This window comes from Vibrio injensis (assembly GCF_001895205.1).
In the GTDB taxonomy this organism is placed as follows: Bacteria; Pseudomonadota; Gammaproteobacteria; order Enterobacterales; family Vibrionaceae; genus Vibrio; species Vibrio injensis.
This window is the reverse complement of record NZ_BDJF01000010.1, coordinates 94,367-112,356: the sequence shown is the minus strand read 5'-3', so window position 1 is coordinate 112,356 and position 17,990 is coordinate 94,367. Positions and strand designations below refer to the sequence as shown.

Below are 17,990 nucleotides of genomic sequence, written 5' to 3'. Positions count from 1 at the left end.
ACAACACGTCGTCTTCATCAGGGGGATAAATCAGCCGTGTATTTAGCACACTTTGGTTTTGAGCAGCTACCGTTTCATCTCACCCCAGATACGCAGTTGTTTTTGGGGTTAGCGCCTCATTATGAAGCGATTCAAACCGTCAGTGGTGCGTTGACGATGGGAGAAGGGATCGTCAAAGTAACCGGAGAAGTCGGCACAGGGAAAACCATGGTTTGTCGGATGCTCTTAACTCATATGGGTGATGATATTCTGTGGCTCTATTTGCCGAATCCGTTGTTAACCGGCGCGGAATTACGCCGCGCTATTGCCAATGAATTACAACTGCCTGACGTGCCAGAGTTGCAACTGATTGAAGCTATTCAAACTCGGTTATTGGCGTGTCATCAGCAAGGGCAACGAGTGGTGGTTATTGTTGATGAAGCTCAGGCTTTGCAAGATGAAGGGCTCGAAACCTTAAGATTGCTTGGCAATCTAGAAACTGAGCAGAGTAAGCTGTTACAAATCGTCTTGCTAGGACAACCTGAACTTGATCGTCGATTGGCTGAACATCACTTAAGACAGTTTCGCCAGCGGATCACTTTTAGTGCTCATTTGCGACCATTATCATTATCTGAGTCAGTGGCTTATATTGATAATCGCCTATTCAAATCCGGTTGTCAGCGATCCCTGTTTACTCATCAACAAAAAAAAGCGTTATGGAAAGCCTGTCACGGCATTCCTCGCTTATTAAATCAGGTAAGCCATAAGGCATTATTATTGGCGTATTATGCTCAGCAACCAGCCGTTTCCAATGACCATGTCTTTGATGCGATTCATGATACGTTTGATACCTGTAAACCTAAATTTAAAATCCCGCTGTTTTGGGGATGGAGTCAGCAGTGAGTGTGATTAATAAAGCGTTATCGCAATTGGTGACTAAGCAACCGAATTCCTTAGCGGGTATAGAGCGAGCTAAGGTCGCTCCGGTCGCTGCTCGTCCAGCTTGGGTATGGGCATTGGCGGGGTTTGCTGTCAGTGTTGCTGTCGGTGGTTGGGCGGTATCTTGGCAGGCTACTTCATTGGATGCCTCTTATGGACAACATTCTCTGTCGGTCACCGCATCCCCACGGTTGGCTGAGAATCATCTTGAACTCTCAACGCCGCGTTCACCGACTCAAAATACTCAGATGTCCACCGTTCCCGTTTACCGAGTGGCTTCGGTGACAGGAACGACATCGACGGAATCTTCTCAATCTAAAACCAAAGAAAAAAAATCAGCACAGCAGACGGTTACTGCACCATTGGCCCATTTACCCGCTCTGCAAGAGCACAACGCGCCAGCGGTTGGTGTGGTAAAAACCGCGCAACCCCCTGTAACGACCGCCACCAATGTGCCTAATATTGGTGCCTCTCAATTGTCGATTGAACAAGTTGAATTAAGCCCTGAACAACTCGCTCGCAAAGCCATTGCTCGTGCGGAGCGAGCAATGGTACAGAATGATTTTAACCAAGCCGTGAATGGTTACAGTGAAGCGTTACGTCACACCCCTTTAGATGAAGTAGTGCGTCAACAATTGGCCGCTCTCTATTATGGCAAAGGTGAATTAAGAAAAGCGTTTGATTTATTACAACGTGGTATGCAACTGAATCAGGAAGGGGAAACGTTACGAATTGCGCTTGCTCGGATGCTACTCAAAGAGGAGCAAAACCAAGCGGCGCTAACTCCACTCGCGTATTTACCCGCTAACCCATCGATTGAGTATTTATCGCTGCGAGCGGCAGTTGCTCAGCGTAATCGGGTTGATGATATTGCTTTGCAAAGTTATCAATTATTAACGGAGCAAGAACCGAGTAATGGACGTTGGTGGCTCGGGTTAGCGATTACTCAAGAGCGTTTAGCGCAATGGAGTGAAGCCAAGTATGCTTATCAGCAAGCGTTGAAGAACATCGGGTTATCTTCTCAATCTCACCAGTTTATTCGTGAACGTTTACAAGCGCTGACTCATAGCGAGGAGACGAATCTTGCAAATTAAACTTAGAAAGCGTCTTGGGGATCTCTTAGTTGAAGAAGGGATCATTACTGAGCAACAAGTACAACAAGCACTGGCGGCCCAAAAGCAGACAGGCAGTAAATTAGGCGCAACCTTAATTGAGCTTGGTTTTGTAACCGAGCAACAAATGCTCAGCTTTTTATCTCAGCAACTGTTTATCCCACTGATTGATCTCAATCGCGCTCATGTAGACATTGATGCGGTGCAAATCCTCCCCGAAGTTCACGCTCGACGTTTACGAGCGTTGGTGATGGGCAGACAAGGTAATGTATTGCGGGTAGTGATGAGTGATCCTGCGGATCTGTTCGCGCAAGAAGCACTACTTAATCAATTGGCTGATTATCAATTTGAGTTTGCGATTGCGCCAGAAAAGCAATTGGTTGAAGCTTTTGATCGCTATTATCGCCGGACTAAGGAAATCGCTTCATTTGCTGAACGGTTGCAAGCGGAACACCAAGAAAATGACGCCTTTGACTATGCCGTTTCTGGTGAGGAGACCGAGGATGTCACGGTTGTTAAACTGATTAACTCCCTGTTTGAAGATGCGATTCAAGTTGGTGCATCCGACATTCATATTGAGCCTGATGCCAATATTTTGCGTATTCGGCAGCGAATTGATGGGGTATTACACGAAACGCTGCTTAATGAAGTCAATATCGCTTCCGCCTTAGTTTTGCGTCTTAAACTGATGGCCAATTTAGATATCTCAGAAAAACGCCTGCCACAAGATGGTCGATTTAATATCCGTACCAAGGGACAATCGGTGGATATTCGTTTGTCGACCATGCCGGTGCAATATGGTGAATCGGTGGTGATGCGTTTGCTTAACCAAACCAGTGGCGTACGTAAACTGGAAGAGTCTGGTTTACCGGATGATTTACTCCTACGCTTACGTAAGCAACTCAAACGTTCTTACGGAATGATTTTAGTTACCGGCCCGACGGGGTCGGGTAAAACCACCACTTTGTATGGTGCATTATCAGAACTTAATGAAGCGGGTAAAAAGATCCTGACGGCAGAAGATCCCGTTGAGTATCGCATCCCTCGCCTGAATCAAGTGCAAGTGAATCCCAAAATTGGCTTAGATTTTTCAACCTTACTGCGAACGTTTTTACGTCAAGACCCAGATATTATTTTGGTCGGTGAGATGCGTGATCAAGAAACGGTTGAAATCGGTTTACGTGCCTCGTTAACGGGGCACTTAGTGTTAAGTACGCTGCATACCAATGATGCCATCGATAGTGCACTACGTTTGATTGATATGGGCGCTCCCGGTTACCTTGTGGCCAGTGCCGTGCGTGCCGTGGTCGCGCAGCGTTTGATCCGTAAAGTTTGCCCAGATTGCAAAACCGAAGAGATACTCGATGATGCTCGCCAGCAATGGTTGAATGTGCGTTTTCCTAATCAAGTCTCGGCGACGTTTATGCATGGACGAGGTTGTCAAAGCTGCAATCTAACCGGATACCGAGGACGGATCGGGGTGTTTGAAATGTTGGAATTAGAGGCGCATATGATGGATGCTTTACGGTCAAACGACGCAGTAGGTTTTGCGGAAGCGGCTCGCGCTTCAGCGGGATACAAGCCTTTATTGGCTTCCGCGATGGATCTGGCTTTACAAGGCATTGTGAGCTTAGATGAAGTGATGGCGCTGGGTGAGGGGGATATTTCTGGCCTTAATCAGCCGATTCATCTCTAGGAGAGCGAATAGACTATGCCGAGATACCATTATACCGGACGACATGCTGATGGCAGTAAAGCTTCGGGAACCGTTGAAGCGGCGACAGAAAATTTGGCCGCCGAAAGCTTGCTCAATAAAGGTATTATTCCGACAACGATTACTGCTAAATCATCCAGTCAAACTCCGTCGATTGATTGGCAAGCTTGGTTTATGCCTTCGCTGCCACTTGAGGTTCTGGTGATTTTCTGTCGTCAGCTCTACAGCTTAACAAAAGCAGGAGTACCGATTTTACGCTCGATGCGTGGCTTAACCCAAAACTGTTCCAACAAACAATTGCAGCAGGCATTAGAAGAGGTTGGTCGAGAGCTGACCAATGGCCGCAGTTTATCGGCGGCAATGCAAATGCACAGTCGAGTTTTCAGCCCGCTGTTTGTCTCAATGATCAATGTTGGGGAAAATACCGGTCGTCTGGATCAGGCGCTACTGCAATTGGCGAACTATTATGAGCAGGAAGTAGAAACCCGTAAGCGAATTAAAACCGCCATGCGTTATCCAACCTTTGTGATCAGTTTTATCACCTTGGCGATGTTTATCCTTAACCTAAAAGTGATCCCTCAATTTACCACTATGTTCAGCCGTTTCGGGGTTGAACTGCCTCTACCAACCCGAATTTTAATTGGCATGTCGAATTTTTTCGTTAATTACTGGATGGTAATGATAGGAGTGATGGTCGCTTTGCTGTTTGCCTTTCGGGCTTGGACCGGTACTCGTCGTGGCGCTGAAAAATGGGATAAATTTCGTTTACGGATGCCGATTGTGGGTGGAATCGTCAATCGAGCACAATTAGCCCGTTTTTCGCGGACTTTTTCCTTAATGCTTAAAGCAGGGGTGCCGCTTAATCAGTCGCTCTCTTTATCGGCTGAAGCGTTGGAAAACAAATTTTTAGAGAATCGAATTTTAAAAATGAAAAGTGATATCGAGGCGGGGACCAGTGTTTCGGTAACGGCGGCTAATGCCAATATTTTTACTCCGTTAGTGCTGCAGATGATTGCGGTGGGTGAAGAAACGGGACGGATTGATGAGTTATTACTTGAAGTCGCTGATTTTTATGATCGTGAAGTCGATTATGAATTAAAAACCCTCACCGCACGAATTGAACCAATTTTATTAACCTTGGTCGCGGGCATGGTGTTGGTGCTTGCCCTTGGCATTTTCTTACCAATGTGGGGCATGCTCGATGCTCTGAAAGGTTAATGTTATGCAGCGGTGATGAAATGAACGTGCGTTATTATTAGTCTTATTTTTAAGACGATGTAAAAATTTATCTACTGAGCACAGTTTATTACTGTATTTCATTCTATAATCATTAGCATAGATAAAGTATCACAGAGGTTATGGATGCAGATTGCAACCTTCACGGTGATGCCTAACGTGGCTCATCAGCATCGTATAACGCGACCGTCAGAGCAGGGGTTCTCTCTCGTCGAATTAGTGATCGTGATTGTAATTATTGGCCTATTAGCCGTCGCGGCATTACCGAAATTTCTTGATGTCACTGATGAAGCGAAAAAAGCCAGTATTGAAGGTGTTGCCGGTGGCTTTGCGACTGGGGTGTTATCTGCCAGAGCGCAATGGGAAGCGAAATCGCGACCGAGTGTCGCCTCCGGTGAGCAAAATCAAAACCGTATTGATTACGATGGCGTGCAGTTTTGGCTCACGCGTGCCCAAGACAGCAGCGGTAATGCAACGGGTTTTCGAGATGGCTATCCCATCGCGGTCAATAATAACGGCAGCTTTCCTTCTGGCTTAACCGATCAAATCTGTGTCGATTTGATGGAAAATTTATTACAAAACCCACCGCCCGTGGCCAGCGCATCTCAGGCGGGGGAAAGTAATAATTTGCGTTATCTAGCGCGAGCGAATAGTGCAGAGTGGCAGTGTGTTTATGTCCAGCAAGAGGGAAAAACCGCACACCAATTTGTGTATGAAATTACTACCGGACGAGTGACGGTGACCTTAAATTAACCCGATCATAATTTGTTAATTAAATGCAGAATAGAGAGAGAGTCATAATGAAAAAACAAGGCGGTTTTACCCTAATTGAATTGGTGGTGGTGATCGTAATTTTGGGGATCTTAGCCGTCACTGCAGCCCCACGGTTTTTAAACTTACAAGGTGATGCGCGTGACGCTTCACTGCAAGGTCTAAAAGGCGCAATGCAAGGGGCGGCAGGGATAGTTTATGGTCGTGCTGCTATATCTGGTAATGAAGCTAGTGCTTCTGGAGCCGTAACTATTGATGGAGTCTCTGGAGCCGTGAGTTTAGTATGGGGTTATCCCGCAGCCAGCGAAACTGGTATTGGTCGAGTAGTTACAGGTTTAGAAAGTGATTGGAAGGTAGTATCGGGTTCAGATACTACAAACTCGATTGCTTATACATTCAAATCTGGTGTAAATGATGCTGCTAAATGTTTTGTAAGATATGACGTGACCCCAGCAGTATCTTTTTCTGAGCCAACCATTACAGTTGTAACCTGTAAATAAAAATTGATTACCTTAGCCATTAAGCAGTGAAAATAAGTTGCTTAATGGCTATTAATTTATAACTGATTAATAAATCGATTTTATCATCCATGATATTCCCACTTCGGTGAGACAACGATGCGCAAATCCCTTCGTCGAACATTGGGCTTTACCTTAGTCGAGCTGATCGTGGTTATTCTCTTGCTCGGTATTCTGTCTGCCTATGCGGCGAGCCGCTATTCGGGTACCAGCTCGGTCGCTGCGTTCACCACTCAACAAGAAATTCTTGCTTCACTGCGTTTAACCCAAAACCGCGCCATGCAGCGCACGGGTTATTGTAACCGCTGGTTAGTCACCGCTAATCAAGCTGGTCAAATATCACCACAGGCTGTAGCTGGAAGTTGCAGCAGCATCTTTGCTGCTGTTGATAACGACATTTCTCGGGTTGAGGCGCCAAGTGGTGTAACGTTAAGCCTTTCTACACCTAACGGTTATCTTGATTTTGACTCTCTAGGCCACGCGGCTCAATGCACCGCTTCACCCTGTACCGTAATGATTTCCAGTGCAAGCGATCAGCGCCAAGTATGCATTAATACTGAGGGTTATATCTATGCCTGTTAAGTTAATTAACCGAACGCGCGGTTTTACCCTGGTGGAAATGATCATTGTCATCACCATCACCGCGATTGCGATTACTGGCTTGGCGGCGGCCCTTTACCCGCGTTCGCAGCAGAGCGCCGAGCAGGTGATTGCGGTCAAAGCCGCTGAGCTGGGCAGAGCAGTATTAGATGAAATTTTAGGTCGTCAGTTTGATCACAATTCAGGCCCTAATGGCGGCTTGCCAGAGTGCGTATTAGTTGCGACTACTGGCCGCACGCTGTGCACAGTTCCTACCTCATTTGGGCCTGACACTACGGCTGAACAAAGCGACCGAACGCTGTATAACGATGTGGATGATTTTATCATCACTACACCAAGACCGATTCAAGATGTGCTTGGTCAAACTCTTGATATTAGTTATCGCAATTTTACTGTCACCATTAATGTCTTTTACGAGCAGGATAATAGTGGTCAGTTTACTGGCGTTAATGCTAATCAGCGCACTCATTACAAACGCATCGAGGTGGTGATTATTGATTCACAAGGCAATCGCTACCCGTTTGCCGCTATTAAGGGGAACTACTGATGGTGCGTGGTTTCACCTTAATGGAAATGGTGATTGCGATTATTTTACTTGGCATTGTTGGCTTGTTTTTGGGTAATGTCGCTGGTCAAGCAATGGGTATTGCAGCGACCAGCTCATCTCGTGAAGCATTAATTCAGCAAGGGCGATTTATTACCGAGCGGTTGAGCCGAGAAATTCGTGAGGCGGTGCCCAATAGTGTCATCGTCGAGAATAACTGCATTGAGTTTTTACCAATCATTAATAGCGGCATTTATAGTCAATTAGCCAATAATACTAACCAGCTGAAATTTTTGCCTCTCAAAAAACAGAACCTGCTGCAAGGCGATCGACTCGTGGTGTTTCCAACCCAAGCGCAGCCGCTACGCCAGTCGTTAAGCGATTCTGCCCCGCCAAGCCAAGTCGCTCAGTTAGCGAATGACGTACCAATCGCTAATGAAAACAGAGAGGAGATTGAGGTGACATTAACTCGTGAAACCTTATTCCCTCTACAATCACCAGCAAGGCGGGTGTATCTGTATCGTGATCCGGTGGCCTATTGTTACATCAGTAGTGAGCAACGAATCTATCGCTATCAAGGCTATCCATTAACTCGCAGTCAATTAGCGCCAGCTCAATTGGGCTCTGGCGTCTTGATGGCTGAGAATATTAGCAGGGCTAACTTTGTCGTTGATGTGGCTAGTTTACAACGTAATGGCCTAATTAAAATTGAGTTAACCTTTGCTGATCGCGGTGAAGAGGTGAGGTTTGATCATGATGCGCTTATCTATAACACGCCGTAGCCAGCAAGGTAGCGGGCTGGTTTTGGTGATCTTTATTATCGTCGTGGTCGGTTTTGTCGCCGCGGTCGCCAATCGTAATCAGCAACGTAATAGTCAGCAGTTGGTCTCTATGGTGATGGGCACTCGCGCCGAAATGGCCGCCCGCTCGGCGGCAGAAATCGCGATTAGCCGCTATTATCAAGATAATGCACAAAGTAGCTGCCGCGTTGCTGAATCACAAGCTCAGCTTTCAACACCGGATTATTCCCCTATTGCACGCAATATTGAATTTCAGGGTGATGGCTTAGCGCAATGTATGGCGCAAATCAGCTGTGAATATATCGGTGTATTAGATAATCAGCAAACGGTACTGCAAATTACCAGCGACGGACAATGCAGCAGTGGCGGCTGGTCATGGCAACGGACAATTCAAGTGGGGGTGAGGGGTGAATAAATTATTAGGTCTACTTCTACTAATGTTGGTTGTTTTGTTATCACCTTTTAAGGTTGCTGCTCAGCAATATAATTTATCGAATGGGCAGTATCCACCATGTAATAATAACTGGCAGGTATCAGGTAATACATATACCTGTACAGGAGGGAATGGTCGAGTAACATTAAATGATGGTGATATAATTATTTCTGATCAACCATCAATAATTTTTGCTGAGGCTGGTTTTTCTTTGAATAATAATGTTGTAGGAATGAGTTCTACTAAAATTAACCTTGAGTCTAATCATGGGGAAATTAATATTTATTCTGGCCAGAGTGTTATTTATGGGAGTTTTCAGGGTAATAGCACTAATGTTAATGGTGTTAATGTAAGTATTTATGGTGACGTAATAACTGGAGGTGTTATTAATTTATCTCAGGCCGAGGTTTTCGGTAGTGTTACATCAAATAATAATACTATAAACCTATCTTATGTAAATATAACAGGTAATATAACTGCAAACTCAGGAAATATAAATATATCAGACTCTTCGATTGCTGGTTCAATATCCACCTTGAGTAATAGTGTGACTCTTATCAATACTAATGCCCAAGGAAATATTCAGGCACATTCGGGTCTAACTATCACTGGAGGGACTTATAGCGGTAACATTCAATTAACTTCAGCTAACCCTGTGGTATTCAACTCTGTTAATATGATGTCTGGGCAAGTCGCTGGTTCAAGTGTATTTACATCAAATAATAGCCAACTAGGCACTCCTAATTCACCTGTCAATATCAATACCAGTGCTAATGAAATAAATCTAAATAATACAACTGGTTATGGGGACTTTGTTGCACCATCTTATAGCCGGGTGAATATATCAAATAGTTATATTGTCGGACAGTGCTTACCTATTTCAAACCCAGCTAATGCTTGCCACCCTAGACCTGCTGCTAAATACCATTTTGATGAGTCTACTTGGACTGGTAATGCTAATGAAGTAAGAAATTCATTTGGTGATTTTTTACATGGCAGAGCTTTTAATGGATCTACAACAGGGAGATTATTACCAGCGATACCAAATGATGCTAACAACTATGGAAGCTGTGCTTATGGCATATTTAATAAGTCTAATAACCAGTATGTAGAAGTTCCTGATTCATCCTATTTAGATTTTGAAGATGCTGTCACTGTATCTGTATGGATATATCCAAAAAGTTACCCAAGTGGTTCTGGTTTAATGAGTATTGTGTCAAAAGATGGAAATTATGAATTTCATTTAGATAGTTCAGGCCGAGTGCATTGGTATTGGGAAAGAGTAATAGGTGGTAGTAGAACATTAACTTCAAACGTATCTATACCTTTAAATCAATGGTCGCATATTACTATTCGTTATGATAAGAATCGGAGCAATCAGCGGCAATCGATTTTTATTAATGGTCAATTAAATATCTCATCTAATCACAATGAAAGTTTGCTAACCAATACTCGTCCATTACAAATAGCTCAAGATCAAAATACTTCAGGCCGTGCTTTTGATGGTTATATTGATGAAGTAACTATATATGGTCAAGGACTGCTCGATGAGCAAGTATGGGCTGAGTATCAGTCTCGTCATTTGTGTGAAGGGGATGTGGGGCTACAATGTTTTTCTGATGATTTTGAAAATCAGCCTTTAAGCGATCAGTGGCGGGTCTTCCGCAGTAGTGGGGCGTTTACGCCCTCAAAAGTCATCGTGAACGGTAATAACCGCTTACGATTAACCCAAGCGGTGCAAAATCAAGCGACGGCTTCAACCTTTCAACGAATTTTTCCAGCGGCCAATAATCGTGTTGAAGTAGAGTTTGACTATTTTGCTTATGGTGGTACTGGTGCTGATGGTGTGGCAATCGTCTTTTCTGATGCTACAGTAACACCCCAAGTCGGCGCTTTTGGTGGGCCTTTAGGATACGGCTATAAAGTTGCCGAACAGCAGCCAGGGTTTGCAGGAGGCTGGTTAGGCATTGGCTTAGATGAGTATGGTAATTATTCTGTAGAAGGGGGCGGTAATAGTGTCAATAGTAGAAGGCGTCAAGCGGTTGTATTAAGAGGTTCTGGGGCGGGATATTCAGGCTATAACTATTTAGCTGGAACTTGTAATAACGGTTCAACCAATATCAATAGCGATTGTTTAAGTCCCAAAGTTGATAATACGAATGGTAATCCTCAACACCGTTATCGTATCGTAATCGATTCAACTCAACCCTCAACGTCATTTGTGACCGTTAGCCGCAAGGTCGGGACCAGTAGCTGGGTAGACTTAATTGGCCCTATTAATGTGATGTCTTTGTCAGGACAAGAAAATGTACCCAATGAACTTTTTATGTCGATTACCGGATCAACTGGCTCGGTCACAAATAATCATGAGATTGATAACTTTGAAGTTTGTGCTCTAAACTCTCGCCCTGTTGGTCAACAGATTGATCATTTTCGGATGGATTTACCAATTCAAGGATTAACTTGCAAGGCATCAGAAGTAACGGTTACCGCTTGTGCTAATAGTAACTGTAGTGAAAAATTTACCGATCCTGTGACCGCTTTTTTAACTCCAAACTCAGCGCCTAGTGCTTCTGGTGGTTGGCTTAATGGTCCAAGTCTTGCGTTAACTAATGGTGTTGGTCTTTCTCAGTTAAGAAAAAATAGCATCAGTTCAACAAATCGGGTCAATGTTGGTATCTCTGGTTCCAATCCTACGGCAATCGCATTTAATCCAACGCTCTGTCGTCGTGGTGGCGGTGTTTATTCATCAACGGCCTGCTATGTTGATTTTGTGGATAGTGGATTTGAGATACAGGTGCCTCATGCTTATGCCAATCAATTAGTTACTGGAACTATCACTGCATTAAGTAAAGGAGATAATCCTGAACAATGTGTCCCCAATTTTGCCGGTGTAAATAAAGATGTTTCATTGTGGAGTGAATATCTTATCCCTTCGGGAGGACAAGGGTTTTCAGCAATGAATGTTGTCGTGGATGGTTCAGCCATTAGCAATAATAGCGCAGCCCCAAGTCATCGTAGCCTGTATTTTGATCAAAATGGTCAAGCGGAATTTGAACTTACCTATCGCGAAGCGGGGAGCTTAGCTTTGCACGCCCGTTTTAATGGCAGTGGCAATGAGCAAGACTTGCAATTGACTGGACAAGCGAATTTTATTCGTGTGCCGCGTGCATTGGTGCTTAGTGCTAATCACTCTTATGACCTAGCTCATCCCGATGGCAAGTGCTCTGCTGCTGACTTAAGCTGCTTGGTTTTTGCAAGAGCGGGAGAAGGATTTAATCTTAATATCAAAGCGGTAGCGGCTGAACCGAATGAAGATAATGACTTTACCAATAACTTGGGAGTCATGAATTATCAGCAACCGTCGATTATTCTCAATCATACGCTCGTTCAACCTTCCAATGGTTCTGCTGGTTCTATTGGTACGCTAAATTACGATCATGAGCTTGGAGAGGTTACAACCGTTCAACAGAGTGTGAGTGAAGTCGGGGTGTTTGATTTTTCATTAGTGCCACCTACTTCTTATCTTGGCCTTGATTTACTTGCCGCCAATTTGCCGATCGCTGTTGCTTCAACAGGGCGAATAGGCCGCTTTATCCCGGCTTATTTTGCTGTCTCACCCATGTCGGTGACATTGACGGCTGCGTGTTCGACAGGCGTTCAATCCTTTAGTTATCTAGGCCAACCATTTGGTTATGCGGACAGTCCGGGGCTCTATTTGCAGCCTAAATCAGGAAATGGAGCCGATACGCTGAATTATTTAATTGGACCATGGTGGCGTTATAACAACCTATGGATGGATAGAAATTATAGCGATGCTGTGAATAACCTCCCGATTGTTTTCACTAACCAAGTGGACGAGCCGGTGACGCGTCAAGCCGCATCAACCAGTGGTGTAATACTCAATGGAGAGCAGCTTAGTTATCAAAAACCTATAGAGCCGATTGTTCCGTTCAATGCAGACTTTAACTTACACTTGTCAAGCAATGACCTAACAGATAGTGATGATGTCTGTTATCGAACGTCTTACTCAGGGCCTTGCTTAGATTATACCTTTGAAAATATCGACCAAACCATGCCACTGTATTGGGGACGTTTAACCATTGAAGATGTTGATGGTCCTGAAACACAAGGCTTACAGCAAAAAATACTCAGTGAGTATTATACCTCAGCCGGATTTGTGACCAACACTCATGATAGCTGTACTGAGTTACCTCCGCTAAGCGTTTTTGAGTTTGAATCGGACGATTTTAGTGTTAACCAAAGTGGGCCAATACCTCCTCCCATTACTGTAACCATGCTGCCAGATACAAGCCCATTTACTTTAGACCAAGGGGTGAGAAGTTTAAACTATACCGCGCCGGGGGTAAGCAATCGCGGTGTAATAAAAGCGTTACTCGATTTAGAACAGCATGGACTACCTTGGTTACGCCGTTATAATCCTCAAAATGGAACTTGGGACGATAGTGTTGCTGGGCAGGCTCAGTTTGGAATCTATAGTGGCAGTAACCGAGTGATTTGGTGGCGTGAGTCAAATTAAGTCACTTATTGTGGGTTAATTTAACCGTTAAGTTAGGGAATCGTCAGAAATTATGGGTTTTCCTTCATGTTTATGGATCAACGCCTTGCTGTGACTGCAAGGCGTTGGTACATTTAGTGCAATTTTATTTTTATTCACCTCGCAGGACGAACGAAGATTATGTTTAAGAAACTTCGTGGCATGTTTTCCAATGACCTATCAATAGATTTAGGTACTGCCAACACACTTATTTATGTAAAAGGACAAGGGATTGTTCTTGATGAGCCTTCTGTAGTTGCTATTCGCCAAGACAAAGGTCGTGGTGGAAAAACAGTTGCTGCCGTAGGGCATGCAGCGAAACAAATGCTTGGCCGTACGCCGGGTAATATTTCTGCTATTCGCCCAATGAAAGATGGCGTTATTGCTGATTTCTATGTTACTGAGAAAATGCTGCAGCATTTTATTCGTCAAGTGCATGACAACAGTGTATTAAAACCAAGCCCACGCGTGTTAGTGTGCGTGCCTTGTGGTTCGACTCAAGTTGAGCGCCGCGCAATTCGTGAATCCGCCCTCGGTGCTGGTGCGCGTGAAGTGTATTTGATTGATGAGCCGATGGCGGCCGCGATTGGCGCCGGTTTGCGCGTTTCTGAGCCAACGGGCTCGATGGTGATCGATATCGGTGGTGGTACTACCGAAGTCGCGGTTATCTCACTGAACGGCGTTGTTTATTCTTCTTCCGTGCGTATTGGTGGTGACCGTTTTGATGAAGCGATCATTAACTATGTGCGTCGTAACTACGGTAGCTTAATCGGCGAAGCCACTGCTGAAAAGATCAAACATGAGATAGGTTCTGCTTACCCAGGTGATCAAGTGCTTGAAATTGAAGTCCGTGGTCGAAACTTAGCGGAAGGGGTTCCTCGCAGTTTTACTCTTAATTCCAATGAAATTCTGGAAGCGCTGCAAGAGCCGTTAAGCGGAATTGTCTCTGCGGTGATGGTGGCTTTAGAGCAGTGTCCGCCAGAGCTCGCTTCAGATATCTCTGAAAATGGCATGGTATTGACAGGGGGGGGAGCATTACTGAAAGAACTCGACCGTTTGTTAACCGAAGAAACAGGGATTCCAGTAGTGATTGCCGATGACCCGTTAACCTGTGTTGCCCGCGGCGGCGGTAAAGCACTAGAAATGATTGATATGCACGGCGGCGATCTGTTCAGTGACGAGTAATGGTGAATAATGCCCTACCTGCTTGCAGCGTGAGTGGAATTGACTAAGTTAGCAAACCCCAACACACAGTGTTTCGCTAGGTGTTGGGGTTTGTCTACCCGTGTTGTTACTGCAACGCCAAGTTGTTTGGGTACAGGTATCGCCTGATACCTGAATCAAAATTTGGGATTATTTAACATGAAGCCAATATTTGGTCGAGGACCCTCTTTACAGCAACGTCTCTTTTTTGCCGTGATCGCTTCAGCCAGCTTAATGTTGGCTGACAGTCGTTTAGATGCCTTCTCTCAGGTCCGTTTTCTCTTAAACAGTGCTGTGGCTCCTATTCAATATGCTGCCGATTTACCACGCAGTATGTTTGATGGCTTTTATGATCGGTTCAGCTCTCGCCAGCAATTGATGGAGAGCAATCATGGTTTGAAACGTGAGGTATTAATCCTTAAAAGTGACCTCATTTTATTGGATCAATATCGTGAAGAGAATCAACGTCTACGCAAATTGCTTGGATCGTCGTTTGTCCGTGATGAGAAAAAAGTGGTTGCCGAAGTGATGGGAGTGGACACATCACCTTATCGTCATCAAGTGGTGATCGATAAAGGTCGGGTGGATGGTGTTTATGAGGGGCAACCGGTCATTAATGAAAAAGGGATTGTCGGTCAGGTGACGTTTGTTGCAGCACATAATAGCCGAGTCCTATTATTGATTGACTCTAATAGCGCTATACCTGTACAGAATATCCGTAACGATATTCGTGTTATCGCTTCCGGTAATGGGCAAACCGATGAAATTCAACTTGAGCATATTGCTACCAGCACTGACATGAATGTAGGAGATATGTTAGTGACCTCTGGATTGGGAGGCATTTATCCAGAAGGCTATCCAGTCGCTTACATTACTGAAGTGGATAAAGATACTCGACGGGAATTTGCGGTGATCAAAGCCACTCCGGTAGTCGATTTTACTCGTTTACGTTACTTATTGTTGATTTGGCCGAATGAAGATCGACAGCAAAAGGTACTACAGGCCATGCCTCAACATATGCTAAAGGAGGCTCGAGATGGATCGCAATGATTGGTCAAGCCGCTTGGTGATTTGGGGATCATTTTTATTAGCGCTGATTGTGCAAACTATTCCTTGGCCGGGGACATTAGATCTACTACGTCCTTCTTGGTTGCTGTTAGTGATCTGTTATTGGGTAATGGCCTTACCTCATCGAGTCAATGTTGGTACTGCATTTACGATGGGCTTGTTGTGGGATCTTTTACTCGGTTCGACGCTGGGTATCCGTGGCATGATGATGTCTATCGTGATTTACCTTGTCGCCGTTAACTTTTTGTTGCTACGTAATATGGCACTCTGGCAGCAAGCGATTGTGATTGCTTTGTTAGCCATGGGATTAGAGGTACTGATTTTTTGTGGTGAGTTTTTAATACAAGATGTCACCTTTAACCCTTTGTCACTCTGGAGTGGCGTGATTAGCTGTATACTTTGGCCATGGATGTTTTTATTACTGCGTCGCGTTCGTCGCCATTGGAATATAAAATGAACCATAAAAAATTACTGCTCGCCTCCGGCTCTCCGAGGCGACGTGAGCTATTGGCTCAGTTGGGATACGATTTTGATATTGTCGTTCCTAATGTGCAAGAACAGCGTCAAGTCACTGAATCAGCTCAAGACTATGTTTTACGCCTTTCACAAGATAAAGCGCGAGCTGGATTGTCGATGACAGAGTCCGACGCCGTTGTACTCGGATCGGATACGATCGTTGTCTTGGATGAACAAGTGCTGGAAAAGCCGAAAGATTTTGCTGATGCTCGACGAATGTTGTTACAGCTCTCTAATACTAACCATCAAGTGATGACCGCGGTCACCGTCGTCGATGCCGAGCGCCACCACTCTCTATTAGTCACCACTGATGTGTGGTTTAAAGCATTATCTGAACGAGAAATTGAGCATTATTGGCAAACGGGTGAACCTTGCGATAAAGCGGGCAGTTATGCCATTCAAGGATTAGGGGGACGCTTTGTCACTCGAATAGAAGGCAGTTATTACGCTGTGGTCGGCTTGCCTCTTTATGAAACGGACCAGCTCTTGCACGAATTTTTATAACTTACATCATTGAGGTGCGCTCATGAGTGCGGAGTTGTTGTTAAACGTTACCCCAAGTGAAACTCGGGTGGCGATGATTGAAGGTGGAGTGCTGCAAGAGATCCACATAGAACGTGAAGCTAAACGCGGTATTGTCGGGAATATTTATAAAGGCAAAGTCAGTCGTGTCTTACCCGGTATGCAGGCGGCGTTTGTTGATATTGGTTTAGATAAAGCGGCATTTTTGCATGCTTCTGATATTGTTCCTCACACTGAATGTGTTGCTGAGAATGAAAAGCAACAGTTCAAGGTGCGCGATATTTCTGAGCTCGTGCGCCAAGGGCAAGATATTGTAGTGCAAGTGGTCAAAGACCCATTAGGCACCAAAGGCGCGCGCTTGACCACGGATATTACGCTTCCTTCACGTTATTTAGTGTATATGCCGGGTGCCATTCATGTCGGTGTTTCGCAACGAATTGAAAGTGAACGAGAGCGAAATCGTTTAAAAAGTGTTGTTGGTCAATATTGCGATGAACACGGCGGTTTTATTATTCGCACCGCAGCCGAAGGTGCGAATGAAAAAGAGTTAGCGCAAGATGCCGCGTTTTTAAAGCGGTTATGGACTAAAATCATGGAGCGACGTGCGAAATACAAAACCCGCACCACGTTGTATGGTGAACTAGGCCTAGCGCAGCGAATTTTACGTGATTTTGTTGGTACCGATTTAACTAAAATCTTGGTCGATTCGCGAACTGAATTCGATAATCTACTTGAATTTACCTCTGAATATGTGCCTGAACTGACTGATAAATTAAGTTTGTATGAAGGCGATAAACCGATTTTTGATATGTATGACACCGAGAATGAGATTCAGCGCTCGTTAGAACGAAAAGTTGAATTGAAATCCGGTGGTTACCTGATCATTGATCAAACAGAAGCAATGACGACCGTTGATATTAATACCGGAGCTTTTGTTGGGCGTCGAAACCTAGAAGAAACGATTTTTAATACCAATGTTGAAGCCACTCAAGCCATTGCTCGTCAGCTTCGACTGCGTAATCTTGGTGGGATCATCATCATTGATTTTATCGATATGATTTCAGATGACCACCGTAAGCGTGTATTGGCTTCTCTTGAAGCGGCGTTAAGCAAAGATCGAGTGAAAACCAATATTAACGGGTTTACTCAATTAGGCTTAGTGGAAATGACCCGTAAACGAACTCGCGAAAGTATTGAACATGTTCTGTGTTCGACTTGTCCAACTTGTGAAGGACGTGGCAGCGTAAAAACCGTTGAGACGGTCTGTTTTGAAATTTTACGTGAAATTACTCGAGTGAATCGTGCTTATGACGCCGATAAGTTTGTCGTTTATGCCTCACCAGCAGTAGCGGATACTTTACAAGGCGAAGAGTCTCACTCACTCGCTGAATTAGAAGTGTTTATCGGTAAGCAAGTCCGTATTCAAGCGGAACCTTTGTATGTACAAGAGCAATTTGATGTTGTCATGATGTAAGTA

Annotated in this window: 16 protein-coding genes; all 16 read left to right on the top strand. The window is 44.6% G+C overall.

The features are described from left to right. The first annotated feature begins 36 nt into the window (after positions 1-36). The 16 genes from BSR11_RS03280 (at position 37) to rng (ending at position 17,987) form a co-directional block, all read left to right on the top strand. A complete protein-coding gene (locus BSR11_RS03280) occupies positions 37-882 on the top strand; it encodes an ExeA family protein (RefSeq protein WP_072669053.1) in 846 nt (281 codons plus the stop codon). After that, positions 879-2,012 (top strand): tetratricopeptide repeat protein, encoded by a 1,134-nt coding sequence (locus BSR11_RS03275; protein ID WP_072669052.1) that lies wholly within the window; start codon positions 879-881, stop codon positions 2,010-2,012. Before BSR11_RS03280 ends, BSR11_RS03275 begins: the two co-directional genes overlap by 4 nt. Continuing rightward, on the top strand, positions 2,002-3,726 hold the full coding sequence (locus tag BSR11_RS03270) for a GspE/PulE family protein (protein WP_072669051.1): 1,725 nt from the start codon (positions 2,002-2,004) through the stop codon (positions 3,724-3,726). Before BSR11_RS03275 ends, BSR11_RS03270 begins: the two co-directional genes overlap by 11 nt. A 15-nt stretch (positions 3,727-3,741) precedes the next feature. Beyond that, a complete protein-coding gene (locus BSR11_RS03265; protein ID WP_072669050.1) occupies positions 3,742-4,962 on the top strand; it encodes a type II secretion system F family protein in 1,221 nt (406 codons plus the stop codon). Between the two features lie 168 nt (positions 4,963-5,130). Beyond that, on the top strand, positions 5,131-5,733 hold the full coding sequence (locus tag BSR11_RS03260) for a prepilin-type N-terminal cleavage/methylation domain-containing protein (RefSeq protein WP_072669073.1): 603 nt from the start codon (positions 5,131-5,133) through the stop codon (positions 5,731-5,733). 47 nt (positions 5,734-5,780) lie between these two features. Beyond that, complete coding sequence (locus BSR11_RS03255; protein WP_072669049.1) at positions 5,781-6,251, top strand: type II secretion system protein; 471 nt, start codon at positions 5,781-5,783, stop codon at positions 6,249-6,251. Positions 6,252-6,368: 117 nt separating this feature from the next. Next, positions 6,369-6,851 carry a type II secretion system protein gene (locus BSR11_RS03250; RefSeq protein ID WP_072669048.1) on the top strand — a complete coding sequence of 161 codons (483 nt, stop codon included), beginning with the start codon at positions 6,369-6,371 and terminating at the stop codon, positions 6,849-6,851. Continuing rightward, positions 6,841-7,416 carry a prepilin-type N-terminal cleavage/methylation domain-containing protein gene (locus tag BSR11_RS03245; RefSeq protein ID WP_072669047.1) on the top strand — a complete coding sequence of 192 codons (576 nt, stop codon included), beginning with the start codon at positions 6,841-6,843 and terminating at the stop codon, positions 7,414-7,416. The genes BSR11_RS03250 and BSR11_RS03245 overlap by 11 nt, the downstream gene beginning before the upstream one ends. Then, entirely contained in the window at positions 7,416-8,195 is a 780-nt protein-coding gene (locus BSR11_RS03240) for a type II secretion system protein (protein WP_072669046.1), read from the top strand. Before BSR11_RS03245 ends, BSR11_RS03240 begins: the two co-directional genes overlap by 1 nt. Continuing rightward, entirely contained in the window at positions 8,170-8,628 is a 459-nt protein-coding gene (locus BSR11_RS03235; RefSeq protein WP_139299792.1) for an MSHA biogenesis protein MshP, read from the top strand. The genes BSR11_RS03240 and BSR11_RS03235 overlap by 26 nt, the downstream gene beginning before the upstream one ends. Next, positions 8,621-13,186 carry a DUF6701 domain-containing protein gene (locus BSR11_RS03230; protein ID WP_339374554.1) on the top strand — a complete coding sequence of 1,522 codons (4,566 nt, stop codon included), beginning with the start codon at positions 8,621-8,623 and terminating at the stop codon, positions 13,184-13,186. The genes BSR11_RS03235 and BSR11_RS03230 overlap by 8 nt, the downstream gene beginning before the upstream one ends. Positions 13,187-13,345: 159 nt before the next feature. Further along, positions 13,346-14,389: a rod shape-determining protein gene (locus BSR11_RS03225; RefSeq protein WP_072669044.1), complete on the top strand. Its 1,044-nt coding sequence runs from the start codon at positions 13,346-13,348 to the stop codon at positions 14,387-14,389. A gap of 177 nt (positions 14,390-14,566) precedes the next feature. Beyond that, positions 14,567-15,457: a rod shape-determining protein MreC gene (mreC, locus tag BSR11_RS03220; protein WP_072669043.1), complete on the top strand. Its 891-nt coding sequence runs from the start codon at positions 14,567-14,569 to the stop codon at positions 15,455-15,457. Beyond that, positions 15,444-15,932, top strand: a complete 489-nt coding sequence (gene mreD, locus BSR11_RS03215) for a rod shape-determining protein MreD (RefSeq protein ID WP_072669042.1) — start codon at positions 15,444-15,446, stop codon at positions 15,930-15,932. Before mreC ends, mreD begins: the two co-directional genes overlap by 14 nt. Continuing rightward, entirely contained in the window at positions 15,929-16,495 is a 567-nt protein-coding gene (locus tag BSR11_RS03210) for a Maf family protein (protein WP_072669041.1), read from the top strand. Before mreD ends, BSR11_RS03210 begins: the two co-directional genes overlap by 4 nt. Before the next feature lie 22 nt (positions 16,496-16,517). After that, complete coding sequence (gene rng / locus BSR11_RS03205; protein WP_072669040.1) at positions 16,518-17,987, top strand: ribonuclease G; 1,470 nt, start codon at positions 16,518-16,520, stop codon at positions 17,985-17,987. Positions 17,988-17,990 lie beyond the last annotated feature (3 nt).